Consider the following 24,003-nt stretch of genomic DNA (forward strand, 5'->3'; position numbering starts at 1 on the left):
ACCGGGGCACTTCCTAGTTGACGTCGCCGAGGTACCTTGCGCCATCAATACGCCCGGCCGCCATGCCAATCAAACCCGGAACAAGCGCGGCCGGGAAGAGCCGAATATGCGGCAGATCCTCCAGCCGGATCCAATCAACCGACAACTGCCAAGCGTCTTCCTCGACCGGCGTGGCCGGTCGTTGTGATCGGTCGACCGAGCACCAGAACATCACCTCGACCTGGTGGACGTCCGGTTCGTATGCAGCGAACGAATGGCTGGCCCCGATGTAGTCCCGCACCCAAAGCACGTCCCCGACTTCGATCGAGTAGCCGGTTTCTTCGAACACTTCGCGTCTCAAGCATTCATCGAGTGGTTCGCCGTGGTGCTGACCGCCGCCCGGCAGTAGAAAGAACTCGCCGTCGGGATCATCGGGATGAAGGTTGCGAGTCAGGAGAATCTCACCGCGCTCGATGACGACGGCCTTCGAGGCCACGCGAATGGGAATATCGACCATTGCTCGCCAGCGTAGCGGTACGCCTTACGAAGCCCTCAGCCACGCTCGCACCTGTTCCTGTACGAGGGGATCGTGGAGCAGATCGAAGTGGCGCCGGCCCCCAAGCACTCGAACATCGGTGGCCTCGACCAGGCGTCGGCGACCTCGCCCGATTCCACTGCCGGAACGGACGATGAGGTCGCCGAAGAGAACGCCGACGGGGTGTCGGGGTTCGGTGGTCACCACGCCGGTGATGAAATGCTGCTCGATGGCTCCCGGGAGCGAGAAATCCTCGACGAGATCTCGCCAGAGTGCGTCCGGGTCGGATCCGCGCCAGTCAGCTTCCCTGATGGCGCCGAACCGAAGGTCCTTGATGCCGGCGCTCCGCTGATTGATGAACTCGCTCAGCGGGCGACTCTCCTGAACGAAGCTGAGCGCCCAGGCAATCAGGTTGGCTCCCTTCTCGAGCGGCGCACCGAGGTGCGGCGAACCGAGGGTTACAACGTGCCCGACCAGTCCCGTCCAGCGATGCTCGGCGGAGAACCCGGCGTGGACGGTACTGCGAGCCAATAGGCCACCCATCGAGTTCCCAACGAGCACAACCTCCTCAACCCCCACCGGCCAGGACCGAACGGTCTCCTCGAGCAGGGAGGCCAGCGCGACCCCGTTGTCGGACACGTGCTTTCCAGTGTTGTAACGCACGAGCAACGGGGTGAAGGAGTCGGCCGCCAGGATGTCGCCCATCCCGGGTGTAGCCCCTTCGTCTTCCGCTCGCCCCTGGAAGCATCGCTCGGTCTCCCCCAGCCCGTGGAGCAAGACGGCCAGCCGGGGGGTGGGATCTGCGTAAGCGAGCGATAGTGAAGCGGGATCGGTGCGGATCGGCTCGCCGGCGGAGTCGCGCAGGCTCAGCTCGATGGACAGGTTGCTGCTCCTACGTTCGAGCTCGTCACCCCAGACCGCGTTCACGGTCGACTGGATGCCGCGGCCCGGACCGGAATGCCACAGCGGACGCGTCCGCTTCCGACTTCCGGCGATCGCCGCCCCGATGCCCACGGCTGCCCCCAGAACAGACCCGGTGAAGCGCACCGATTGGTAGATGCTCGCCGTGAGAGCGCGGTACGCCTTGCGACCGGAGGCCGCTCCAGGACCGGCAATACCGAACCAGCGGTCCGCGATCGCGTTGTGCATTCCCTCAACGGGTGCGGTCAGGCGCTCTGTCGCCAGGGCGACGAGATCCCCCACGCCCTGCCAGTCGCCGGGGGTCCGGTGGTCTCCGGACGGCTCACCGGGCACGTTGGTATCTGGTTTCGCTAGAGGTTCACCACCGGACAGGTGAGCGTCCGGGTGATCCCTTCAATAGCCTGGATGCGCGCCACCACCAGCTTGCCGAGCTGGTCGACATCTCCGGCCGACGCCTTAACGACAACGTCGTACGGGCCGGTTACGTCGTCTGCTGCTTCGACGCCGGGAATCTTGCGCGCTTCTTCGACTACCGAGGCAGCTTTGCCGACCTCGGTTTGGATCAGCACGTACGCTTGGACCACGGGCCCTCCTTCTGTCTGGGTTGTTTCGGACAATACCACTTCAGGTCAGCCGAGCTTCGCTGCAATGGAAGATGCGCTGCGCAGAGCCGCACCGTCGGCACCGGCCGTCGTGTAGGCATCGGGCTGGGACTGCTCGGCCTCCGCCACCATGTCGCGGAGTAGCTGGATCCTGCTGACCCCTGCTTCCGCCCACAGGTACGCAGATAGGCTGCCGGGGATCGTGTTGATCTCATTCACATACAGGTCGTCTCCGTCTTGGAGGAAGTCGATTCTGGCCACAGACCGGGTCCGAACCAGGCCGGCGATAGTGGTCGACATCGAGCGAATCGACTCGGTCCATGTAGCGGGGATGTCGGCCGGGATCTCCCTGGCCGAACCATCGAGACCGCCGCCTGCGAGGTACTTTTGCCGGTAGTCGTAGATGCGGGCGGCGGCGTCGGCCCGGATCGGCGCTTCGATCGGAGACAGCTGCAACTGCGGGAACGTTCGAACGGAGATGTTCAAGTCCCGGCTCTTCGGAAGGTACGGCTCGACCACGGCTCCACGTCGCATGTGCGGCGAACGTGACACGAGCGCCAGTGCAGTGTCCCAGTCCTCTACGACTTCGATGCCGATCGACGACCCTCCAAACCGCGGCTTGGCGATGAACGGCCCATCGAAGTCCGGCGCCCGGCCCGGCGTAACGAGCACTCTCGGGAGCGTCGGGAGTCCGGCAGCCGCTACAACGGCACCGAACGCGTATTTGTCCATTCCAAGGAGAGATCCCGCCGCGTCCGGCCCCGTGTACCGTATCCCGGCCAAGCTGAGGGCCGCCTGGAGAGTCCCATCCTCACCGGGGCCGCCGTGACAACAGATCACGACGGCGGATGGAGACAGCGCCTTCTTCTTGAGGAAGAATCCGCCGCCGGGAGCAGCCTCGAACCGAAGCTGCCGTGCCTTGGCCGGCACCCCATCTGCGAAGTCCGCGGCCTCCATCGTGGCCTCGACGAGAAACCAATCCCCGGTCTTTGACCAATAGACGGCATCGACAGCCGTGCCTGCCTCAGTCAAGGTTCTGGCCGCCTGGAGGCCGGTCAGAATGCTGATGTCGTGTTCCGGGGATGGCCCGCCGAACAGAACCGCCGGTCGACTCATGGCACGCTCCTCATTACGGGTAGTGATCCGGTAGGTCATTCTCGTAGAGAACAACGTCTCCCCGACCGAGATTGGCGCGCACCCATTCGACGGCCTCCGGACGGGAGTCGACCACCATAACGGACGCTCTGCCTCCTTCCGTTCCCTTCAAAAGGGCGCGCCGGTTGGTGAGGCCGACGATAAGGATATCGGTGGCAACTTCAACGGCTTGTGCAGCCAGGCGAGCATTTTCGGTCACCTGGTCGGCTCCGAGTTCGACCATGCCGGGGGTAACGAGCACCCGCCTGGCGCCCGAACCAATTTCGCCGAGCAACTGCAAACCGGCTGAAGCTCCTGCCGGGTTGGAATTGTACGTGTCGTCGATGATCGTGAAGCCCAGATCGCTCTGCGTCAGCGTCTGCCGGTGCGCCGGCCGATCGGCACCGGCCAGCGCAGATCGGATCGAGCCGGGATCGACGCCAAAGGCGAGTGCAGCCCCGATCGCGCAGGCGACATTCGTCGCGAAGGCAACCGGCGGATCCAACCGGGCGAGGAGCGCTCCGCCGGCCCACACTTCCTGAACGCCGTTATGGCCGAGCACACAAACGTCCGCCGAAGTGTCGATCGCCGAGCACCTGATCACCCGGCGGACGCCGGCCTGACGATCGGCCAATCCGGCCAGACGCCGGTCATCGATGTTGAGCACGGCGACGCCTGCTCCCTCGAGGATCTCCGATTTCGCTTCGAGCGTCCGCTCCAGAGAACCGAATCGTTCGAGGTGCACAGGGCCGATGGCGGTGATAATTGCCACCTCCGGGGGGATCCACGAACACAGCGCGGCGATTTCGCCCGGCCCGTAAGCCCCCATCTCGGCGATGAACAACTCGGAACCCGGCGTGAGGTGTTCGTTGATCGCACGAGCCAGTCCCATGGCGTTGTTGAAGCTGGCAGGGCTCGCCACCACCTGCATCTCGGCGGCCAGGAGCAACCGCGCATACTCCTTGGTGGTGGTCTTCCCATACGATCCGGTGATCGCGAGGATCCGGGGGTCGACGGCGTTGAGCTTGTCGCGGGCCTTGTCGATCCAGCGCCTTCCGAGCCTGGCTTCAAGGGGCGCCGCCAGTGCCAGTCCAAGGTCGATCAACAGCGGCATCCCGAGGGCAAGGATGGCAGCGACGACGGTGACAAACTCGAGAACGACGCTCGCCACGATCAACAGTGCGGCCGAGCCGGAGACAATGGCCGTCAACCGGCGAAGGCGACCCGTCCAGCGAAGAGGCGATGAAACCCCCCGCACTCCCAACCCGAGGGGGCCGAGAGCGGCAACCCCGATCGGGACAAGCGCCATCCACCACCACCACGGGGTAGCCGCAAGACCGACGATTCCCGCGACGAAGAGCCAGACATTCCGCGATCCCGTCCACCAGCGAAGGGCGAACCGTATCGTCGATCCCCCCAGGTAATGCTCCCGTTGAGCAACGCGCAGAAATCGCAGAGCAGCAGGAGCGGCTGCCGCCACGCCGAGCGCCAGGACGATCCACGTCATACCGACAACTCATCGATGGCAGCGCAGAGCCGCTCCGGATGGGAGAGGTGGACGTCATGGCCGGCACCCGCGACCACATCGAGAGTGCCATCAGCCAGGAAGCCGAGGGCGGCGGCGGCCACTGCCGTTGGCACCGCGCTGTCCTGCTCCCCCCACACGAGCCGAACGGGACACTTAACGGCGCCCAGTTCGATTTCGTAGCTCTCGTTCACCACCTTCACGAGGACATCGCGCATCACGCCGGCGGCAGCTCGATAGTCGGCCGAACCGAACCGACGCCGGGCCCGTTCGAGCCGGGCTGCGGACACGAGTCCCATCGACCCGGCCCGGCGAACCAACCGATAGCGCCACGGCGGTTTGCCGGCCGGACTCAGGCGGATGAGCGGCACACCGGCCAGAACCAGGCCGGACACAGCCTCGGGTCGCGAGGCCGCCAGGGCGACGGCTATTCGACCTCCAAACGAGTGGCCGACGATCACCGGTGGTGTTTCGAACTCGCCCAAGACCGACCCTATCAATTCTGCATACCCGGTGGCTCCCATGGATTCATCAGGGGGAGGCGAGGCGCCAAAGCCGGGTAGATCGAGCGCAATCGCCTCGTATCCCGACAACCACCCCTCGAAATCGGTACGACTGCGACCCCAACCGTGCAGTGCCAGCACCCTTGGTTGAGCACTCCCATAGCGCACCCCGAAGAGGTTTCCGTAGGAACGCAAAGTCATTGGAGGATCGACGATCCAAGATCCAACATGGCGGGGAGATTACCCTGACCATTGTGACCATCCCTTCAATCAGCGCTCAGCGCTCCACCAGAGCGGCTATGGCGGCTTCCCGGGCGAGGGTCGTTGCGCTGGCCCTGCGGGCCGGGTGGCTCATGCTGGCATCCTTTGTGTTCGCTACATGGCGGATCGGCGAAGTCGACAACCTCCGTGTGTGGGCCCCACAAGTTGCCATCGCCGCGGTACTCGGCGCATTGTCCCTACCCAACTGGGATTTGACGCTACGACGCGGCTCCGGCGATCTCTTGCTGCTGCTTGGAGTCATCACCATCGGTTCGGCGATGAGCATCATGGCGACGGTTCCAGCCTTCGCCTCGTTCGTGCTCATCGGCTACTTCGGGGTGGTGGCGCTCATGGCGGCGCTGGCCCACTGGATCGTTCCCCTCATCACTGCCCTGGTACTCGTAGCAACGAACGTCATCGCTCAGACCGCCTTCGGGACCACTCCGAATCCGGAAGACATCGTCGTACCGGCCATCACCCTGGTAGTGGTCGGCATCGCAACCGCCGCCATCACCAACGAGTTGCGAAGGGAGATCCGCAGCGGCATCCGAAGACAGCGGGAACTCGAGGCACGAGAACGGGATCTGGAACGCCTCTACGAAGTCTCCCGAACCCTGGCCGCCGGGGACTCGCTCACCCGCGTTCTCCCAGAACTCGTCGGCAAGATCGCCACCTACCTCAAAGCTGAGGTAGGCGTCGTCCTCCTCCACGACCCGGCCCGCGGCGCGCTCGAAGTCGTCAGTCCGATCTGGGCTGCCGGACATACGCTCGACGTCACCGGCTATCTGCTCCCCCTGCGCCGCCGCGGCAACATCGAGCAGACGTTCGTGTCCGGCCAGGCGCGCCGCTTCAGCCAGACAGACGGGAAGAACTCCAACCACCTGCTCACCGAACTCGGAGTGCAGCACGCAGTGGCGGTGCCGCTCAAGGTCGAACATCGCACCATGGGCGTCATGATGGTGGCGGATCGGACGGATGGAACCCCGTTCACCGACGACGACCTCGACGTCCTGGCTTCGCTGTCGGCACCGGCGGCACTAGTGCTTGCCCATCTCGGGCGCTATGAGGAGGCCGCAGAAGCCGGCCGCCGGATGGAGGAACTGGCGCAACTCAAATCGGATTTCGTCTCCGTCGTCTCGCACGAATTGCGGACTCCGCTGACCAGCATTATCGGCTCGCTCGACACGATCGCCAGGCCGGAGCTGGCACCGACTCACGCAAGTGCCCTGAGTCTGCTCGATTCGGCCAGAAACCAGGCCGGGCGACTCCGGCAGCTGATCGAGAACCTGCTGATGACGTCACGGATCGACAATCAAGCACTGCCGCAACACCCCACCGAAATCGATTTGGAATCTTTCCTCCGTTCGGTGATCGACGAGATCCCGGGAGCCGCGGCGCAGGTGAACATTCGGTCAACGGAAGAGGTAACGGTTCGCGTCGACCCCGATCACCTGGGTCGGGTACTCATCAACCTCATCCAGAATGCGTTGAAGTACGCGCCCGGCTCTCCTGCAGAGATCGTGGTGAAAGTGCAGGGCGAGCGGGTCGAGATCAGCGTCGTCGATCGCGGCCCCGGTATCAGTTCCGAGATGAGAGACAAAGTATTCGAACCCTTCACGCAGCTCGAACCGGCGGCCACCCGCTCCCGCAGCGGGACAGGATTGGGGCTGGCCATCGTCAAGGGCCTGGTCGAATCGATGGGTGGAACCGTGCGACTCGACGACACGCCGGGGGGTGGAGCTACATTCGTGGTCGATCTCCCTGCGCGGCCACGGGACTTGCCGCGCTCGCCGGGAGCGGACGGCACCCCCTCCGGCTACTCGCGCGATCCGGCTGCGACTGCGTGGAACCCTCCATCGACATGAACAACCTCGCCGGTGGTCATGGGAGTCCAGTCGGAGAGGAGGAGCGCGACCATTTGCGCAACCGGGGTCGGATCGGATGAGTCCCACTCGATTGGTGACCTCTGCAACCACGCCCGCTCAAGAGACTGGAATCCCGGGATCGATTTGGCTGCGATCGTCGACAGCGGGCCGGCCGAGACGGCGTTGACCCGAATGTGTTCGGCACCGAGGTCCCGGGCGAGATAGCGCGTCACCGCCTGGAGCGCCGCCTTGGCAACACCCATCCAGTCATAAATCGGCCAGGCTTGCGTGTTGTCAAAATCGAGTGTGACCAATGATCCACCGCCTGCCGCCCGCATGAGCGGCAACAGGCCAACGGCCAGGGTCTTATAAGAGAAGGCGGACGTCTGGAATGCGGTATTGGCACTCTCCGCCGGGGTGTTCAGGAAGTTACCGCCCAGGGCGTCTTGCGGCGCATAAGCGATAGCGTGCAATGCGCCGTCGACCGCTCCCCAGCGCGACGACAAGTCGGCCACCACGGCGTCCATGTGGGCAGGTTCGTTGATATCGAGTTCAAGTACATCGACGGACTGGGGAAGACGCCTCGCCGCCCGCTCGGTCAAGCGCAGGCCACGCCCGAAACTCGTCAACACGATCTCGGCGCCCTGTTCCTGCGCAATGCGAGCGACATGCCATGCGATTGAGTCGTCGGTGACGACGCCTGTGATCACCAGCTTCTTCCGTTCGAGCAACATGAGGCTCCTCACCCGCCTAGATCGGTTCCGATGTTGGCAATGGCACGGAACCCCGACCCCATGAGGAAGAGGAGGAACAACCCCCATGCCAGTGCAGCCCGTTTTCCCAGTTGTGACCGATAGATGTAGCCGAAGGCGATGGAGGCGGCGATCACCATGCCGTAGAAGAGATGGCCCGACCCCGGCTCTCCGCCATCGGCATACAGGATGAGCCCCATCGCGCCCTGCGCCAGCATGCTTCCAACCGCTACCAGTGCCGCAGAAGTGAAAGCTCGTGGCGGCTGGCGCTTGAGGACGGCCAGCCCGAGACCCCAGAGGCCGGTTACGCCGGTCAGGCCGATCGCAACCCAGGCACCGATACCGTGGACGTCGGTCACCCTCTTCCTCTCTGTGGTCGGGGAAGGACCTTACTGCCCTCAACAGATCGAGCGCAGTTCGCGCGACCGACGATGGTCCGAATCAGTCGATCTCTACGAGTTGGCCGGTGCGCAAATCGAGCATGAACTCCTGGTCGTTCGAGGAGTCAGCGATCCAGTTGGCCAGTTGCGCGCCCTGGCTGCGGACAACCCACCATGCGTATTCGGAGCGATCGGCGGCGTGGAAGGCTGCTTTGGCGGCCCGGCCGGCGGCGATGGCCTCCGATTCCTCTCCGTAGGTCCCGATCAAGCGCTCGAGTGGTGTCGGATTGGGACGGCCGGAAGTACCTTCGACTTCAATGAACTCAACCGCCTCGAACATGTTCCCCTCCGGTGACCTGTTGGAAACCAATGCTACCGGCTGGTTGGGGGATTTGAAACAACTTCTGCGGACTTGGTCACATCCGCCACCACCGCGCCGGTCGCCTCTATGAGATCGATGCTTCGGAGATGAATCGCAAGGCCTGAGACACCACCGCCGACCGAAACCTCGGCCTTCGACTCGAGCGAGCTGTCGGCAACAACCGGCCAGTTGCCGGCGGCGCCGAACGGGGTGATAGTGCCTCTCCGGTATCCGGTGGCAGTGAAGGCCTCATCAGCGTCGGGGAGAGACAGGCGCGACACACCCCGGCATTTCCGCAGTTTTGTCCAGTCGATGACCCGGTCACCGGGAACCAGGATCAAAAGATACCGGCCCTCCGACTCACGCACGACGATCGTCTTGATGAGCTGGTTCAGATCGATATTTCGGGCGGCGGCGGCTTCGCCTACAGAAGATACCTCCCCGAACGGGACCAACCGGTGCTCGACGCCGGAGGAGGCCACGGCAATGGTGGCGGGCGTTTCGGGGAGGGCCGTCAATCAGATCTCGTCGAGAAGCTTCTGCTTCTTGGCGGCGAACTCCTCATCCGTCAGGACACCGTCGCGATGGAGGCGAGCGAGTGACTCGAGTTGCCCCGCGGCTCCCCCCTGGTTGCCCCCTTCGAGCGCAACCGTTCGCTTCTCTCTCAGTTGGTAGATCTGCGATTGGACATCCTCAGGGCGGGGAATATCGGTGAAACGGCTCTGCCCCTGCTCACCGGCGGACTCGATCAAGAGATCGCCCGAATGCACCAGCCGCTCCAGCACCGACTGCGAGAACGCAACGTCGTTGATGACCTCGAGCGGAATCTCCTTGCCTCGACGAGCCAGTACCCCCGACCGAACGATGAGGCGTTCGTTGGTGACGATGTATCGGGTGAACCACCAATCGAGGTAGCGCGGAACGGCGGTGATGAGCCAGACGAGGGCAACGACGGCCAGCGAGATCCACATGGCGCCTTCGTCTAGGAGCGCGGTGACGGCAACCAGCGCGGCGATGGCGACGATCGTGATGGCGGTGGGAACCATGATTCTCTGCCAATGCGGGCGGAACTCGAGTTGGACGGCTTCGCCGGGACTGAGGAGACGTTCTGGGTAGGGCATGAGCTTATGGTACGCGAGTCACGGCTCGCGCGAGTCGCCGGTTGCATCTCAAGACGCGGAAAACCCCGAGAAAGCTCCGACCGAAGTCGTTACCCTCTCGGGGTTCCCGAACCCCGCTCCGGTTCGAGTCCCGAAGGACAAGATCCGAGGCGAGTCCCGAAGTAGCGTTTCCACTACCCCGGACCCACAGCCTTTCAGCCCCGGGCTCGTTCTCCACCAATCCCGAAAGACTGGTATCGAACACGGCCCCTCGTTTCCAAGAGACCTGGTATCCCCCGAAGGAGAAACCAACACTCCGGCCGGACGCCCGATCGACCCGAAGGTCTCCCGGGACGGACAACCCTTACGAGCTGCCTCTCCCTTTCAGGAGCCACCGAAGTGGTTGTCCCATCCAAAGCCGCTCAGTTTCCCAAATGGCCCCGTCCGGGACAATGCCGTCTCAGAGTTTCCTCCGAACCGGCAGGGAGGAACATATCGGCTACCCCCACCCAACGCAAGGCAGAAACCAACCCAGATTTCGCGACCCAAACATAAAAGTCGCGAGTTACGAGTCGCGGGTCGCCAGTTACGGGTCGCGAGTTCGCGAGTCCACGAGTCGCGGGTCCCGAGTTACGAGTCGCTAGTCGCGGGTACGCCCCAGGACGCGGAAAACCCCGAGAAAGCTCCGACCGAAGTCGTTACCCTCTCGGGGTTCCCGAACCCCGCTCCGGTTCGAGTCCCGAAGGACAAGATCCGAGGCGAGTCCCGAAGTAGCGTTTCCACTACCCCGGACCCACAGCCTTTCAGCCCCGGGCTCGTTCTCCACCAATCCCGAAAGACTGGTATCGAACACGGCCCCTCGTTTCCAAGAGACCTGGTATCCCCCGAAGGAGAAACCAACACTCCGGCCGGACGCCCGATCGACCCGAAGGTCTCCCGGGACGGACAACCCTTACGAGCTGCCTCTCCCTTTCAGGAGCCACCGAAGTGGTTGTCCCATCCAAAGCCGCTCAGTTTCCCAAATGGCCCCGTCCGGGACAATGCCGTCTCAGAGTTTCCTCCGAACCGGCAGGGAGGAACATATCGGCTACCCCCACCCAACGCAAGGCAGAAACCAACCCAGATTTCGCGACCCAAACATAAAAGTCGCGAGTTACGAGTCGCGGATACGCCCCAGGACGCGGAAAACCCCGAGAAAGCTCCGACCGAAGTCGTTACCCTCTCGGGGTTCCCGATCCCGGGAACTCCTTGCCCGAAAGCTCGGTCTTCCCGAAGACTCCCTCGACCGGCGTTTCCACCGATTCCGGTCCGAAGAGCCCTCTCGACCTCTTCAGTCCGCTTCGCAGTTTCCTGCGATGCGGTAAAGATGAAGGTAAGCGCTCCTGCGCCGTTCGTCAAGGCACAGAGCTCACAAATTTTCGCGACCTGTTCATAGTTTTCGCGACTCGGAATCTCATAAGTGTCATTCGAGTGTCGTATAGTCGGGGCATGCCGTTGGAAACGCTGTCTCCAAGTCGGGCGAGCGACTACAAGCAATGCCCGCAACTCTTCAAGTTCCGGGCAATAGATCGCATACCCGAACCGGTCACGATCTACCAGGCCCGGGGAACCACCGCGCACCTCGCTCTGCAGGAGCTGTACGACCTCTCACCGGAGGAGCGCACACCGGAAGCCCTCTACGACCTCTTCCGCAAGGCGTGGACGGAGCTGCGCACGACAGAAGAGTATGCCGACCTGTTTAGTTCTGATGACGAGGAGCGCATGTGGGGTGTTGAGAGCCTTGCACTCCTGGCCAACTACTTCACCGTCGAGGACCCCGTTGAGGTGAGTCCTCGCGATCGCGAGCTGGACATGCTCGAGGATTTGGGGGGCATCACCATTCGCGGCATCCTCGACCGAATCGACGAGCTTCCCGGCGGCGAACTGGTCATCACCGATTACAAGACCGGCAAGGCACCGCCCGAACGATATGCACTCCCGGCGTTCTTCGCCCTCAAGATCTATGCGCTCTTGATCAGGCACAAGACGGGCCGGACTCCCGTTGAACTCCGCCTGTTGTACCTCAACGGACCGACCCTCTATCGCCTGCCCGTCGGCGACGCGCATCTGAATGGTATGGACCGCCAGCTCCGGGCACTGTGGGCGGCGATCGACAAGGCCATCGCCGGCGATAACTTCCCGCCGCGCCCGGGGCAACTGTGCAACTGGTGTTCCTACCAGGATCGGTGCCCCGCCTTCGCCGACAACGATGCGGAAGGCGATGACCAGACCTTGGCGAGCACCGCATGACGTCTTCACGTGATGAGATGGCGGCGCTTCGGGAGCGGTTCGGCACCGGCATCGAGGTCATTTTCGATGGACCACCCGAGTCGTGTCCGACGTGCGATCACGCAATCGAGCAGCTCACCCTCGCTCTGGATCTTTCGGGCCTCGATCCCCTGACGTGTGCAGGCTGTGGCGCGGTACTGGCCGCCTGACATTGGCGCGCCCATCTGTTGAGTGCTTTTCTGTCACACCCGCCCGATAGCTTGTTGGTATGAACACAACGCACCATCTTCAGCAACTTCTGTCGGAAGCCGGCATCGAGTTCGAGGAGGTCTTCGCCGATCGAGACTGTCCCATCTGCGGAAGGGCTCACCAACTCGCTGCCTGAGCATCGACCTACCCTCCTGGGAAACATGACTGAATGGCGGATTGATCCAGACGACTGGCCCGACGCGATCGCGAACGTTGACGGACCGCAAATCGTGGTGGCCGGCCCGGGAACCGGTAAGACCGAGTTCCTCGTGCGCCGAGTGGTCGAACTCACAGAACGCCACCATCTTCCAGCCGATCGGATGGCCATCCTCACGTTCTCTCGAAGGGCTGCCTCGGACCTGAAGACGCGTGTGCAGGCGCGCCTCGATCGCTCGATCAGCGAGATCCCGGCCTCCACCTTCCATTCCCTCGCCTTCCGGCTCCTCGAGCACCATGGACGGGAGCGACTCGGCTGGGGCGACATGCCTTCGCTCCTCACAGGCCCCGAGCAAGTCGCACTCGTGTCAGAACTGCTGTCGTCGGAAAACCAGCGGAGATGGCCGGTGCTCTTTCGACCCCTCCTCGGGTCGATGACCTTCGCCGAAGAGGTCGCCGACTTCATCATGCGCAGTCGTGAGCATCTCCTCGATGATGCCGGGCTTCGTGCATTGGCCGCCGATCGGGCCGACTGGCGGGCGTTGCCCGATTTCCTGGTCCGGTACACGACAGAACTCTCGAAACGAGCGCGCCTCGATTACGGATCTCTTCAATCCCTGGCCGTCGATCTCCTCGAGGATCCAGCCGTGCAGGAGGAAGTCGCAGAGCAGTTCCACTACGTGATCGTCGATGAGTACCAGGACACAACGGCCGCCCAATCCGAGATGCTCCTTCGGCTGACCGCCCACCATCGCAATCTCACCGTTGCGGCCGACCCCTATCAATCCGTGTACTCGTTTCGCGGCGCCGAATTGCACAACGTCGTCGAATTCCCGGATCGGTTCAAGGACCAGGACGGGACACCGGCCAGGCGACTGGTTCTCACCACATCATTTCGCGTGCCAGCTGAGATCCTGTCCGCCGCCGTTCGCCTGACCTCCGGCGGCGACCTACCCGGTGGGGCCGGGCCTGTCGTTCCGGCCCCACACAGCGGCCGGGTTGAAATTCGGAAGTTCCGGCAACAGTCGGAAGAAGCCGACTGGATCGCCTCTGAAGTCGAGCGACTACACATCGAAGAGCAACTCCCCATCGAACGTATGGCCGTGTTGGTCCGGTCGAAGCGCCACTTCCTGCCCGAGTTGTCGCGGGCACTCGAACGCCGCTCAATCTCGCACGATCTCCCGGATGCCCGCCTGGTCGACCACCCGGCCATCCGCATCGTCTTTGATGTCGTGCAGGCGGCACACCCAGACGGGATGGGCAGCAGACTGGACACAGATCGAGTCGTCAGACGACTCCTGTTGGGCCCCCTTGTCGGAGTACCGCTGAGCGTCGAGCGGGACGCCTATCGCCTTCGATTGCGCACGGATGATTCGTGGCCCGCCATCCTCCGTTCCTCGGTACCGGGAACCGATGCGTTGGCGGACCTGATCGAGACACCGGACTGGGCAGTCACCGGGTCTGCTGCTCAGGGTTTCTGGACGCTGTGGAACTCACTCCCCCAGTTCGCCGGGTTGGTTCACGATCCCGACCGCGCTGATTTCCGATCAGCGTGGGCGGCCTTCACCCAGGTCCTCGGCCGCCAGGAGGCCCGCGACCCGAACCTGACGCTGGCGGAGTACGTCGCGCTGGCCGACCGAGAGGACTTCGAGGCCACTCCCCTCCTCCGCTATGCCGGGGATGCCTCCGAACGTCTGACACTCACCACCCTCCACCAGTCAAAAGGCCTAAGTTTCGACGTGGTCTTCATCGCGGACGCCGTGGAAGGAGTCATGCCCGACCTACGCCGTCAGCGGTCGATTCTTCAAACCCGCCTGCTCTCTCCCAATCATGATCCGGATCCGCATGCAGCCCGTCGATTCCGGCTCCAGGAAGAAATGCGACTCGCCTACACCGCTATGACCAGAGCAACCCGGCGAGTCGTGTGGACTGCCACGGACGCCGGAAGTGATGACCCGCAGCGGCGACCGAGCCGATTCCTATCGGCCATCGGAGTCGAATCGTTCGACGTGGTACCGGAAAGAGGCTCCCCGATGGATGCTGAGGATCGGCTGCCGGTCACACCCGCCGAAGCCGAGGCCCACCTCAGGCGCATGATCGCCGACCCGGAGATTCCGGCCTCGCGTCGCCTCGCCGCGGTTACCACCCTCCACAACCGCCCGAACCCGGCCATTCGTTCCGTCGAGCAGTTCGCCCGCATGCGGGCACGAGGCTCGGATTCCGGGATCGTCGGACCGGACCTCAGATTGTCGCCCAGTCAGGCGGAGAGCTACGACATGTGCCCGAGGAAGTACGTCCTCGAACGGCGACTCAACGCGGCAGGTCAAGCTGGTCCATACGCGTCGTTCGGTCGCCTCATCCACGATGTTCTGGAAGACACGGAGCGGGAAGCCGTGGCCGGAGAGTCGACGCATGGGTCGATCGAACGCGCCCTCGAGCACCTAGAGCGGCACTTCGCTTCTGCTGATTTCGGCCCGAAGGCTCGCCGGGAGGCGTGGCACAAGAGAGCGGAGCGGCTCCTGCGGAACATGTATGCCTCCTGGATCCGCCCGAACGCAGTACCGGTACTCCTCGAACACGCGCTCGAGTCGACGATCGACGACATCCCCTGGCGAGGCAGGGCAGATCGCATCGAACGCACCGGCGATGATCGTCTGCGGATCGTCGATTACAAGACGACCGCCTCGCCGAAGTCCGCCGCTGAAGCAGCGACCTCCATTCAACTGGCTTTCTACTTGTTGGCCGCCAGATCGGACGAGGCTGTGACCGCGTTCGGGGAGCCGGCGGAAGCTGAGTTCTGGTATCCGCTGGCCAAGCGCAAGCAGCAGTGGTCTGCACTGGATCCCGCCGAACTCGAGGTGGTAGTCGAGACGATGGCATCGATCGGACGGAACATCGCAAAGGAAGAGTGGGCACCGACCGTCGGAGTCACCTGCTCTCGATGCTCCGTGCGGATCTCCTGTCCCGAATGGCCCGAAGGCCGGGAGTCGTTCGCCCGATGATTATCACCCCTACACCCGAACAACTCAGAATCATCGAATACCCGGTCCGGCCGCTGCGCATTGCCGCGGGAGCAGGCACCGGCAAGACCACGACTCTCGCCATGCGAATCGCACACCTCGTCGAAGCCGGAGCGGCCGAACCGGAACAAGTGCTGGGCATCACCTTCACGAACAAAGCGGCTCAGGAGCTGGGCGAACGCATCGCCGAGATGCTGGCGGACACCGTCGAACCGGGCCGCGATGTCGAAATCCACACCTATCACGGGTTCGCCGCCCTCATCCTCAGCGAGTTCGGGGTTCTCGCCGGCGTTGAACACGAAGCCAGGATCATCACACCGACGTTCGCCCGCCAATTGCTCTTCGACTCGATCAACGCAGGCATATACGAACACCTGGACATCACCTGGCGGGGAATTGTCGATAGGCCGGCGCGCCTCGCAGCCGACCTCGGTGACAACCTCGCAACCGCGTCGGATTTGGTCGGGCTAACCGCCGGGCAGTCGGGGAAACCGTGGGATGAACGCGCCGAACTCGCCGATATCGTCGCACGGTTCGAAGCCGAGAAGCGTCGACTCGGCACGCTCGACTACGCAGACCTCGTCCGCTTGGCCCACAAGGTCGTCACGGATCATCCAGACGTGGCAAACCGGATTCGCGCCCGATACCGGATCGTGCTGCTCGATGAGTACCAGGACACCAACCCGGCCCAACGTGAGCTCCTCTTGAAGATCTTCGGTGACGGCTTCCCGGTGACGGCCGTCGGCGATCCGGATCAAACGATCTACGAGTGGCGCGGTGCGTCGCTCGAGAACTTCGCAGCCTTCCCCCGCCACTTCTCAGGCGCCAACTCGCGGCCGGCCGAAACGTACTCGCTGACGATCAACCGCCGATCCGCCCGGGCCATCATCGAGTTTGCCAACTCCGTTCGTTCCAGAACCGGCGGAGACGTGGGCGCCGATCTGGAGGCCGCCGATACTGCGGGTGCCGGCCTCGTCGCAACACGGTGGACTCGCACCGCTGTCGACGAAGCCGAATTCATCGCAGATACGATGCTCGAGCTGAGGGAGGATGGGTACGAATGGCGGCAGATGGCGGCACTGTTCCGCAAGAACAAGGACATCACGCTCGTACAGCAGGCTCTCGAAGAGCGCAACGTACCCACTGAGGTTGCCAGCATCGGCGGCCTCCTCGCCATCCCGGAAATCGTCGATCTGCATGCCTGGCTGCGCATCCTCAACGATCCCGCCGACTCGCCCGCGCTGCTACGCATCCTGCTCGGGAGTCGCTACCGACTCGGCTTCGCCGACGTACTCCCCCTCAGCCGATGGACCCGCGCCGGCGACGACCACGAGGACGCTCTGACTCCATCGCTCCTGGAAGCGATCGACGTCCTCGATAACATCGACGTCCTCGATGACATCGACGGGCTGGCGCAGCCGGCCCGCCGGGCGTTGACCGCCTTCCGATCCGAGTACCGCAACCTGCTTCAGGACGCCCAGGGATCCAGCCTGGTGGAACTCGCCAGGCGGATACTCCAGGTCACGGGGTCGTGGCAAGAAGTTGAGGCAATGCCCGATCATTCCCGGCTGTCGGTCCGGCTCAATCTCCATCGCTTTCTCGACCTTGCCGAGGAGTGGAGTCCCCTCGAAGGGAGACCTTCGCTACCCGCATTCCTCGACTACCTCGATGAGATGGTCGAAGGCAACGGCGACGAACTCACTCCCGCTCGCCTCAGCGGTCAAGATGCGGTTGCCCTCCTCACCGTGCACCGGGCGAAGGGACTGGAGTGGCCGATCGTGTTCATACCGGCAACGTACAAGTCCAATTTCCCGTCGGGGGTCAGGTCATACGAAGATCCCTTCGAGAAAGCCCACGTACTCCCCCACGAATTGCGCCTGGACCGCGACACCCTCCCATCGTTGTCAGCGTCCATGGACATCACCGCCAGACGGGCGGTCCTCAAGGAGCAATCGGATCGACAGGAGTGGAGAACCGCCTACGTCGCTGCCACCAGGGCCAAGGAGCGACTCTATCTGTCTGGAGCGCATTGGTACGGGTCACCGGAGCCGCGCAAGCAGGCGGTCAAACCGGGAGAACTATTCGAGCTTGCGACTTCTTGCGCGGAAGACCTCGGAAACGACGAAGCCGGGGACCGGCCCGAACTGCTCAGATATGAACCTGTGGGCGACGGCGCACCCGATCCAGTCTTCCCCGATGGATGGGACGCCGCCCTGCGGGCCATGCGCGAGGATCGCGGGTGGGCAGAGCGACGAGCGACCCAACTGGGGGTCGCCGGCGCATACCATGAGCGGGTGGACCACTACCAGGACAAGCTGTTCCGGATTCCCGAGACGCCGCCACCGGTTGGACCGGAGCCCCTCCTCACATCGGTCACCGGATTGGTCACGTACGCAATCTGCCCGCAAAGGTTCTATTGGTCTGAAGTTGATCGCTTGCCGCGAAGGCCCTCGTCGGCCGCCAGACGGGGTGTCGAGATACATCGCCGTATCGAACTTCACAATCGAGGTGAGGTGCCGCTGGACGACTTCACAGAGGATGCTTACGACATTGGTCCGTCGGATGCGGGATCCGCCGGCACCCGGCCTTTCGAGGCATTTCTCGAATCCAGGTTCGCCGCCACGGCCCCACTGCTCATCGAAGCCCCATTCGATCTCCGAGTCGGCTCGTCGACGATCCGGGGAAGGATAGATGCCGTTTACGCCCCGGAAGCGGGCCACTGGGAGATCGTCGACTTCAAGTCGGGGGCACCATCCAAACTCGCCGCCACGGCGGTGCAGCTCGAAGCGTATGCCCTGGCCGCTACCGAAGTGCCGTTCACCCTGCAGCGACCGAGCACGATCGACGTGACGTTTGCCTATCTCGGTGGTGGGCTTCAGACGGTGAGCGAACGGGCGGACGAGGAGTGGATTCACAACGCCAGAGACCATGTGACGACGCTGCTCGACAACATCACAGACGAGGTTTGGGATGCGTCGCCCTCGTCGGCTTGCCGGCATTGCGATTTCGCCCGCTTCTGTGACGCCGGCACCCTCTGGTTGAAAGATCACCAGTAACCAGGGTCGAGTGGATGGACTAGGTTCCAGGGCAAGGAGGTAGGACATGGCCGTCTTGAGAATCTGGAGCGATCTACGGTGTCCGTGGGCCTACATCGCCACCGTCCGCCTACACCGCATGAGAGACCACCTGTCGGCGGACGAAGTGATGTTCGAGCACCGTGCCTATCCGCTCGAATTGACTGAAAGCGGTTTGCGTTCGGAACAGGAGGCCCGAGCTGAACTGGCGGTGGCAGCACAACTCGAGTCGAGCGCCTTCAGCTTGTACGACAATCCCACGTGGCCCACGTCGTACCTCACCGCATTCGAAGCGCAGAAGTGGGGCTACTCGCTCAGTCAGGAAGTCGGCGAGCAACTCGACTTCGCGCTCCGAAAGGCGTTCTTCATGCATGGCCACGACCTCAGCATGCGCAGCGAGATCCTGACGGTGGCCCGAACCGAGCAACTACCCGTGGACCAGCTCACCAAGGCGCTCGACGATGGCCACTTCCGCAAGGCTGTGATGACCGACTTCGAAGAAGCGACCAACATCGACATCGAAGGCTCCCCGCAAGTGGTCTTGCCAGACGGCGCAACGCACCACAATCCGGGAACAACGATTCGGTGGCAAAGGGGACTTCCGATCATTGAATCCGACCATCCGTCGGTCTATGAGGAGCTAATTCAGTTAGGGGCTGTCGATTGGTGAGCTAGCTCACCCGACCGCCTGCAACCTCGACCACAATGGTCACCGGACCGTCGTTGACGAGTTCGACCTGCATCTTTGCCCCGAATCGACCGGATGCGACCGGAACCGACTCTCCCAGCCGCCGGGTCAGAGACTCGATCAGTGGTTCGGCGAGTTCAGGCCCGGCGGCCGCCACAAAAGACGGGCGCTTCCCGCGACGCAAATCGCTGTAGAGGGTGAATTGACTCACCACCAGGATCGACCCGCCGGTTTCGACCACCGACCTGTTCATCTTCCCGGCCTCGTCCCGGAAGATCCGCAGCCCGAGCAGTTTGTCGGCAAGGATCGTGGCGTCGGCCTCGGTATCCCCGTCCGTGGCACCCACCAGCACCAGCAAACCGGGTCCGATAGAACCGACGGTGGCGCCGCCGGTTCGCACCTCCGCCCGCGCCACGCGCTGGATTACAGCTCGCATGGGGGAACTCTACCGAGTTCCCCCGTTTCTCCGGTAGGCCTCCAGTAGCTGGAACCGGGTTGCCTGAAGCCGTGACCCGAGGGCGACGACGAACAGGCCCAGCAGGTCGTACCCGAGCGTGTGATCTTCATCGCAGGCAGCACGTACTGCGTCACCGTCAAACCGCAGCATGCGAGTTGGGGCAACGGTCCGGGTGGTGAACTGCCAGCGGTGGGGCGGATAGAGCCAGGAGATCCCGAGCAGGTTGCCGGGCTTGAGCATCTGGATCACGATCGGCGGCTTCGGGGGATCCTCGATCTCGAGTGCAACGCGACCCTCCGAGACAAGGAAGAAGTCGATCGCCGGCTCGTTTTGTCTGAAGAGAATGGCACCTTGTGGGAAGCTCAGCTCGTCAACGAAATTGGAGAGGAAACTCAGGTGCTCTTCGCTGAGACCTTCCAGGAACGGTTGCCGTTCCAGTTCGGATACAAGATCGATCATCGGCTGCAGCCTCCGCTGTTTCACCTCTTACCGTACGGGCATCGAAGAGGAAGATGTAGAGGCATGTAGCAGTATTCGGAACAGACTCTGGACCCTTGGCAGCGAAGGCGGACCGCCCGGGAATACAATCGGGGAAATGGATCGCATCGCAGAGACCCTCGAGTTGGAACCCGACTGGCCGGACGACGGCCGTCCGATGGTATTTCTCGGTGATGCATCGTCGGCGCTGGAACGCCGATTCGTCGAGTCCTGGATAGCACAGCGATCCGATGGACGCGCCTACGATCTGCTGTGGCTCCCCCCGTCCCGCAGGCACCGGAGCGCCCGTCACACCGATCCGGCACTCGAGCGCCGTCTACGGGCGGTTGACGACGCCCTCCTCGTCCCGCTGCGGGTTGCGTGGCTGCCACCCGAGCGCAAGGGAAAGCGCTCGGTCACTCTGGTCGATCTCCTCAAATTCGGCGATCCACGCGACCCGGATCCGATCCGGCAATACCTCGTGCTTTCGAGAAGCCCCGATCGATGCCGGCTCGTGATGGGGCACCCGGCGTCGATCGACGAGCTATTGGCGATTCACCGTGAGTCCGTGGAAACGCGCACGCCGGGAGAATTCGTGGCCCATCGGGCTTGGCTGGCACTCGAAAGGGCAGAACGCAAGCTGCGCGGCAACCGTTACAAGGTCCCCAAGTTCGTCGCCGAGGATCTAACCGGCTCGCAGGAGTTCCTTGACTCGATGGCGAAGGCGGCAGAACACGAGGGACGATCCATCGAGGCCGCTACCCGAAGGTCGCAGCGCTACTTGCATGAGATCGCCGCATCACATTCCCCGCTGGTCATCGACTTGATCGCCAATGCCATTCACTGGCTCTACCGCCAGGGGTATGGGGGCATCCACTACGACGAACAAGAGATAAGGGCGTTGTACGAGCTGGGCCAGGAGCAACCGCTGATATTTCTCCCTTCGCACAAGTCGCAGCTGGATCGACTTGTTCTCCAGTATCTCCTCTGGGAAAACGACCTACCCCCGAACCACACGGCGGGCGGCGTCAACCTCAACTTCTTCCCGATCGGCCAACTGATCCGGCGTACAGGCGTCTTTTTCATCAGGCGCTCGTTCAAAGACAACGAGCTCTACAAAAACGTCCTCACGAGCTATATCGACTACCTGATCGAGAAGCGATTCCCGCTCGAGTGGTACCTCGAAGGAGGAAGATCTCGGTCGGGCAAACTGCTTCCACCCCGTTTCGGGATGCTGTCCTACGTCGTCGACGCGCACGCACGGGGGAAATCAGAAGATGTGTATCTGATACCAACCTCAATCGCCTACGACCAGATCTTCGACGTCGGTTCGTACGCGGCCGAGCAGCGAGGCAGCGGCAAGCAATCGGAGAGCGTGGGATGGCTCATCGGCGCCATCCGCACCCTCCGTCGCCGGTACGGGGACATCTATGTTCGTTTCGGCACACCCATCTCTATGAAGGCCGAGTGCATCCAGGAGGCTTCCCCAACCGAGCGCTCATTGAATGTGCAGAAGCTGGCGTTCAAGGCACTCAGGGGCGTGAACAAGGTGACACCGATCACCCCAACGTCGGTCGTGACGCTGGCGCTCCTCGCCAACGAGGAACGGGCGATGACGGTGGAGGAGATCCGTGAAGAGCTGCGAGGATTGGTCGGCTACATCCTCCGCCGCCGGTTACCCATCACCGAACGAGTTCGGTTCGGCGGCACAATTCAGGTGCAAGAAGTACTCGATCGGCTCAGCGAGCACGACATCGTGACCCGGTTCGATCAGGGGCCGGTACCGGTCTACCGGATTCAGGAAACGCAGTATCTCGCCGCTGCGTACTACCGCAACACCATCGTTCACTACTTCGTCACAGGAGCGATTGCCGAACTAGCCCTTCTCCGTGCCGCAGAATCGGATCAGGTCGACACATCCGACGCCTTCTGGGCAGAGGTGATGAGGCTGCGTGACCTGTTGAAGTTCGAATTCTTCTTCTCAGAAAAGGAAGCCTTCGTTGAGGAAGTCCGCAAGGAGATGAGCCGCTTCCGCGACGAGTGGGAAACGGCTTTGGGTGAGGGTCCGGGCGGAGCCCGTCGGCTTCTCGGCCGCCTCCGCCCGTTGCGGGCACACTGGGCACTCGGCCCGTTCCTCGAGGCGTACCTCGTCGTGGCGACCGCGCTCGAGCGACAGCCGTTCGACGAGCCGATAGATACCAAGCGATTCCTGAGTGAATGCCTGGGGCTCGGTGAGCAGTACCGGCTTCAGCGAAGAATCTCGAAGGCTGAATCTGTTTCCCAGGTGCTGTTCAAGTCGGCGCTGGGACTGGCCGGCAACCGTCGCCTCCTCGAGCCACGCGATGGAATCGACTCCGACAGGAAGGTCTTCGCCGACGAGGTCCGTGACGTCGTCCGCCGGGTCGACGCGATCGGCACACTGGCCGCCGGTCGGCGCGCCGGACTCGTCTGGTCGGGAACGGATGGCCCGGTGCCGGTCGAGTAGAGCCGCTCACCGGCTCAGTCTGTCAGAATCCGCTTGAACCGATACACCGCCAGGCCGAGCAGCCCCACCGCAAAGGCGAGGAGAGCACTCAACTCGAGTGAGATCGAGGAGAAGCCCCCTTCGCGATAGATCAGGTCTTTGAATCCCCGCAACGCCCAGTAGTGGGGTGTTCCTCTGGCAATGGTCTGCATGCCCGCCGGGAAGATCTCATACGGGACCATGGCCCCACCGATCGCAGCCAGGATGAGACCGGCGAAGACACCGAAAGATCCGGCTTGCTCGGGAGTACGAAATACCGAGCCGGCCAGCATGGCGATGCCGGTCCCGACCAGGGCAAACACCGTCACGATCAGACCGGCCAGCCAGATGTTTCCCCAGTCGATGTTGAACCCGACCGCGGTGCCGATCATGATCAGCAGACCCTGGGCAAACGCGATCGCAAACCGTCCAAGCGCTTCACCCACCAAAACGGTTCCGGCTCCCGTGGGGGTCGAAAGCATCCGCCGGGAGACACCGAGCGTTCGCGACAAGATCAACTTGTCTGCGGCGGTCAACGAAGTCAGAAACATGAACAGAACCAGCATGCCCTGAGCGGAGTGATCGATCGGATTGAACCCTTCGGGGAAAACCGGCTCATCGGATTTCAGCGGGGTGTGATGGTGGCGAGTAGATTCCAGTTGGGTTTTCCGGCGTAGAGGAGGGCTCTGATCCGGTAGTTGCGGAACCGGCGGAACCCGAACCCGATCCGTTTTATCCGTTTGATGAGATTGTTGACCGCTTCGGTGGGCCCGTTCGACACCCGTGCCTGATGCCAGGCGACGATGTGGTCGAGCCACCGTCGGAGGGTGCGGCCGAGGGAGTTGACTTCGGGGGGACATGATTCGTCTTGGAGGTCTTCTGCGAGTTGGGTGACGAACTCGGTGGCCAGGTCGGGTTCGTCGATCTGATAGATGGAGCGGATGACTTCTTTGGCATGCCACGCCATCCGCACTTCACCACGGGGGTCGCCGGCTCGTAGCAGGCCCAGCAGCTTGGCTTCGCCTCGGTCGTCGAGACGTTCATGGGCTTTGGTCAACAGTCTCCGTGCCCGATAGAGCGGGTCGTCTTTTCTGCCTCGATGACCGACCGTCTCGTTCCCCTCTGTGTCAACGTTTCGTGAGACGGGTCGTGTAGGTGTATCACTGTGTTGAGAGGGCGGGATGGGAGAATCC

General features: G+C 63.0%; 22 protein-coding genes. 7 read left to right on the forward strand and 15 right to left on the reverse strand.

Features of this window, described 5'->3' with window-relative positions; translation table 11 throughout:
- Positions 1–13: 13 nt before the first annotated feature.
- The 6 genes from P1T08_01225 to P1T08_01250 are packed head-to-tail and all read right to left on the reverse strand — an operon-like array spanning position 14 to position 5,400.
- A complete protein-coding gene (locus tag P1T08_01225) occupies positions 14–496 on the reverse strand; it encodes an NUDIX domain-containing protein (protein MDF1594706.1) in 483 nt (160 codons plus the stop codon).
- Positions 497–520: 24 nt separating this feature from the next.
- Positions 521–1,768, reverse strand: a complete 1,248-nt coding sequence (locus P1T08_01230) for a hypothetical protein (GenBank protein ID MDF1594707.1) — start codon at positions 1,766–1,768, stop codon at positions 521–523.
- A gap of 17 nt (positions 1,769–1,785) precedes the next feature.
- A complete protein-coding gene (locus P1T08_01235) occupies positions 1,786–2,019 on the reverse strand; it encodes an Lrp/AsnC ligand binding domain-containing protein (GenBank protein ID MDF1594708.1) in 234 nt (77 codons plus the stop codon).
- A gap of 45 nt (positions 2,020–2,064) precedes the next feature.
- Positions 2,065–3,153 carry a hypothetical protein gene (locus P1T08_01240; protein MDF1594709.1) on the reverse strand — a complete coding sequence of 363 codons (1,089 nt, stop codon included), beginning with the start codon at positions 3,151–3,153 and terminating at the stop codon, positions 2,065–2,067.
- 13 nt (positions 3,154–3,166) lie between these two features.
- On the reverse strand, positions 3,167–4,678 hold the full coding sequence (locus tag P1T08_01245; GenBank protein ID MDF1594710.1) for a UDP-N-acetylmuramoyl-tripeptide--D-alanyl-D-alanine ligase: 1,512 nt from the start codon (positions 4,676–4,678) through the stop codon (positions 3,167–3,169).
- Positions 4,675–5,400, reverse strand: a complete 726-nt coding sequence (locus tag P1T08_01250; protein MDF1594711.1) for an alpha/beta hydrolase — start codon at positions 5,398–5,400, stop codon at positions 4,675–4,677. Before P1T08_01250 ends, P1T08_01245 begins: the two co-directional genes overlap by 4 nt.
- 53 nt (positions 5,401–5,453) lie before the next feature.
- On the opposite strand from P1T08_01250, the gene P1T08_01255 reads away from it, so the two are divergent.
- A complete protein-coding gene (locus P1T08_01255; GenBank protein ID MDF1594712.1) occupies positions 5,454–7,325 on the forward strand; it encodes an ATP-binding protein in 1,872 nt (623 codons plus the stop codon).
- Here P1T08_01255 and fabI read toward each other — a convergent pair.
- From fabI to P1T08_01280, 5 genes are all read right to left on the reverse strand, one after another.
- Positions 7,277–8,059 carry an enoyl-ACP reductase FabI gene (fabI, locus tag P1T08_01260; GenBank protein ID MDF1594713.1) on the reverse strand — a complete coding sequence of 261 codons (783 nt, stop codon included), beginning with the start codon at positions 8,057–8,059 and terminating at the stop codon, positions 7,277–7,279. The two genes, P1T08_01255 and fabI, sit on opposite strands and share 49 nt — an antisense overlap.
- Before the next feature lie 8 nt (positions 8,060–8,067).
- On the reverse strand, positions 8,068–8,436 hold the full coding sequence (locus P1T08_01265) for a hypothetical protein (protein ID MDF1594714.1): 369 nt from the start codon (positions 8,434–8,436) through the stop codon (positions 8,068–8,070).
- An 82-nt stretch (positions 8,437–8,518) separates the two neighbouring features.
- On the reverse strand, positions 8,519–8,797 hold the full coding sequence (locus tag P1T08_01270) for a hypothetical protein (GenBank protein MDF1594715.1): 279 nt from the start codon (positions 8,795–8,797) through the stop codon (positions 8,519–8,521).
- A gap of 32 nt (positions 8,798–8,829) precedes the next feature.
- Positions 8,830–9,336, reverse strand: coding sequence for a YbaK/EbsC family protein (locus P1T08_01275; protein MDF1594716.1), 507 nt, complete (start codon positions 9,334–9,336; stop codon positions 8,830–8,832).
- Positions 9,337–9,939, reverse strand: a complete 603-nt coding sequence (locus P1T08_01280; protein ID MDF1594717.1) for a PH domain-containing protein — start codon at positions 9,937–9,939, stop codon at positions 9,337–9,339.
- Positions 9,940–11,406: 1,467 nt separating this feature from the next.
- On the opposite strand from P1T08_01280, the gene P1T08_01285 reads away from it, so the two are divergent.
- The 5 genes from P1T08_01285 (at position 11,407) to P1T08_01305 (ending at position 19,355) form a co-directional block, all read left to right on the forward strand.
- On the forward strand, positions 11,407–12,207 hold the full coding sequence (locus P1T08_01285; GenBank protein ID MDF1594718.1) for a PD-(D/E)XK nuclease family protein: 801 nt from the start codon (positions 11,407–11,409) through the stop codon (positions 12,205–12,207).
- Entirely contained in the window at positions 12,204–12,395 is a 192-nt protein-coding gene (locus P1T08_01290) for a hypothetical protein (GenBank protein MDF1594719.1), read from the forward strand. The genes P1T08_01285 and P1T08_01290 overlap by 4 nt, the downstream gene beginning before the upstream one ends.
- Before the next feature lie 201 nt (positions 12,396–12,596).
- Positions 12,597–15,593, forward strand: coding sequence for an ATP-dependent DNA helicase (locus P1T08_01295; GenBank protein ID MDF1594720.1), 2,997 nt, complete (start codon positions 12,597–12,599; stop codon positions 15,591–15,593).
- On the forward strand, positions 15,590–18,667 hold the full coding sequence (locus P1T08_01300) for an ATP-dependent DNA helicase (GenBank protein MDF1594721.1): 3,078 nt from the start codon (positions 15,590–15,592) through the stop codon (positions 18,665–18,667). Before P1T08_01295 ends, P1T08_01300 begins: the two co-directional genes overlap by 4 nt.
- A 46-nt stretch (positions 18,668–18,713) precedes the next feature.
- Positions 18,714–19,355, forward strand: a complete 642-nt coding sequence (locus tag P1T08_01305) for a DsbA family protein (GenBank protein ID MDF1594722.1) — start codon at positions 18,714–18,716, stop codon at positions 19,353–19,355.
- Position 19,356: 1 nt separating this feature from the next.
- Here the strand turns inward: P1T08_01305 and dtd are convergent, their stop codons facing one another.
- Both dtd and P1T08_01315 read right to left on the reverse strand, forming a co-directional pair.
- Positions 19,357–19,809 (reverse strand): D-aminoacyl-tRNA deacylase, encoded by a 453-nt coding sequence (dtd, locus tag P1T08_01310; GenBank protein ID MDF1594723.1) that lies wholly within the window; start codon positions 19,807–19,809, stop codon positions 19,357–19,359.
- A 9-nt stretch (positions 19,810–19,818) separates the two neighbouring features.
- The gene (locus P1T08_01315) at positions 19,819–20,289 is read right to left on the reverse strand and encodes a cyclic nucleotide-binding domain-containing protein (protein MDF1594724.1); all 471 of its coding nucleotides are present in this window, start codon (positions 20,287–20,289) and stop codon (positions 19,819–19,821) included.
- A 136-nt stretch (positions 20,290–20,425) separates the two neighbouring features.
- Here P1T08_01315 and P1T08_01320 point away from each other — a divergent pair, with 136 nt between their 5' ends.
- The gene (locus tag P1T08_01320) at positions 20,426–22,792 is read left to right on the forward strand and encodes a glycerol-3-phosphate 1-O-acyltransferase (GenBank protein ID MDF1594725.1); all 2,367 of its coding nucleotides are present in this window, start codon (positions 20,426–20,428) and stop codon (positions 22,790–22,792) included.
- A 14-nt stretch (positions 22,793–22,806) separates the two neighbouring features.
- Here the strand turns inward: P1T08_01320 and P1T08_01325 are convergent, their stop codons facing one another.
- Together P1T08_01325 and P1T08_01330 are read right to left on the reverse strand one after the other, a co-directional pair.
- Positions 22,807–23,376 carry an ABC transporter permease gene (locus tag P1T08_01325; protein ID MDF1594726.1) on the reverse strand — a complete coding sequence of 190 codons (570 nt, stop codon included), beginning with the start codon at positions 23,374–23,376 and terminating at the stop codon, positions 22,807–22,809.
- A 59-nt stretch (positions 23,377–23,435) separates the two neighbouring features.
- Positions 23,436–23,993 (reverse strand): transposase, encoded by a 558-nt coding sequence (locus tag P1T08_01330; protein ID MDF1594727.1) that lies wholly within the window; start codon positions 23,991–23,993, stop codon positions 23,436–23,438.
- Between the last annotated feature and the right edge of the window lie 10 nt (positions 23,994–24,003).

This window comes from Acidimicrobiia bacterium (assembly GCA_029210695.1).
Classification (GTDB): Bacteria; Actinomycetota; Acidimicrobiia; order Spongiisociales; family JAHEDJ01; genus JAHEDJ01.

Coding starts and splice junctions, on each gene's coding strand:
- P1T08_01225 (MDF1594706.1), bottom strand. CDS start 496: ATGGTCGATATTCCCATTCGCGTGGCCTCGAAGGCCGTCGTCATCGAG.
- P1T08_01240 (MDF1594709.1), bottom strand. CDS start 3,153: ATGAGTCGACCGGCGGTTCTGTTCGGCGGGCCATCCCCGGAACACGAC.
- P1T08_01245 (MDF1594710.1), bottom strand. CDS start 4,678: ATGACGTGGATCGTCCTGGCGCTCGGCGTGGCGGCAGCCGCTCCTGCT.
- P1T08_01250 (MDF1594711.1), bottom strand. CDS start 5,400: ATGACTTTGCGTTCCTACGGAAACCTCTTCGGGGTGCGCTATGGGAGT.
- fabI (MDF1594713.1), bottom strand. CDS start 8,059: ATGTTGCTCGAACGGAAGAAGCTGGTGATCACAGGCGTCGTCACCGAC.
- P1T08_01270 (MDF1594715.1), bottom strand. CDS start 8,797: ATGTTCGAGGCGGTTGAGTTCATTGAAGTCGAAGGTACTTCCGGCCGT.
- P1T08_01280 (MDF1594717.1), bottom strand. CDS start 9,939: ATGCCCTACCCAGAACGTCTCCTCAGTCCCGGCGAAGCCGTCCAACTC.
- P1T08_01285 (MDF1594718.1), top strand. CDS start 11,407: ATGCCGTTGGAAACGCTGTCTCCAAGTCGGGCGAGCGACTACAAGCAA.
- P1T08_01290 (MDF1594719.1), top strand. CDS start 12,204: ATGACGTCTTCACGTGATGAGATGGCGGCGCTTCGGGAGCGGTTCGGC.
- P1T08_01295 (MDF1594720.1), top strand. CDS start 12,597: ATGACTGAATGGCGGATTGATCCAGACGACTGGCCCGACGCGATCGCG.
- P1T08_01300 (MDF1594721.1), top strand. CDS start 15,590: ATGATTATCACCCCTACACCCGAACAACTCAGAATCATCGAATACCCG.
- P1T08_01305 (MDF1594722.1), top strand. CDS start 18,714: ATGGCCGTCTTGAGAATCTGGAGCGATCTACGGTGTCCGTGGGCCTAC.
- dtd (MDF1594723.1), bottom strand. CDS start 19,809: ATGCGAGCTGTAATCCAGCGCGTGGCGCGGGCGGAGGTGCGAACCGGC.
- P1T08_01315 (MDF1594724.1), bottom strand. CDS start 20,289: ATGATCGATCTTGTATCCGAACTGGAACGGCAACCGTTCCTGGAAGGT.
- P1T08_01320 (MDF1594725.1), top strand. CDS start 20,426: ATGGATCGCATCGCAGAGACCCTCGAGTTGGAACCCGACTGGCCGGAC.
- P1T08_01325 (MDF1594726.1), bottom strand. CDS start 23,376: ATGCTGGTTCTGTTCATGTTTCTGACTTCGTTGACCGCCGCAGACAAG.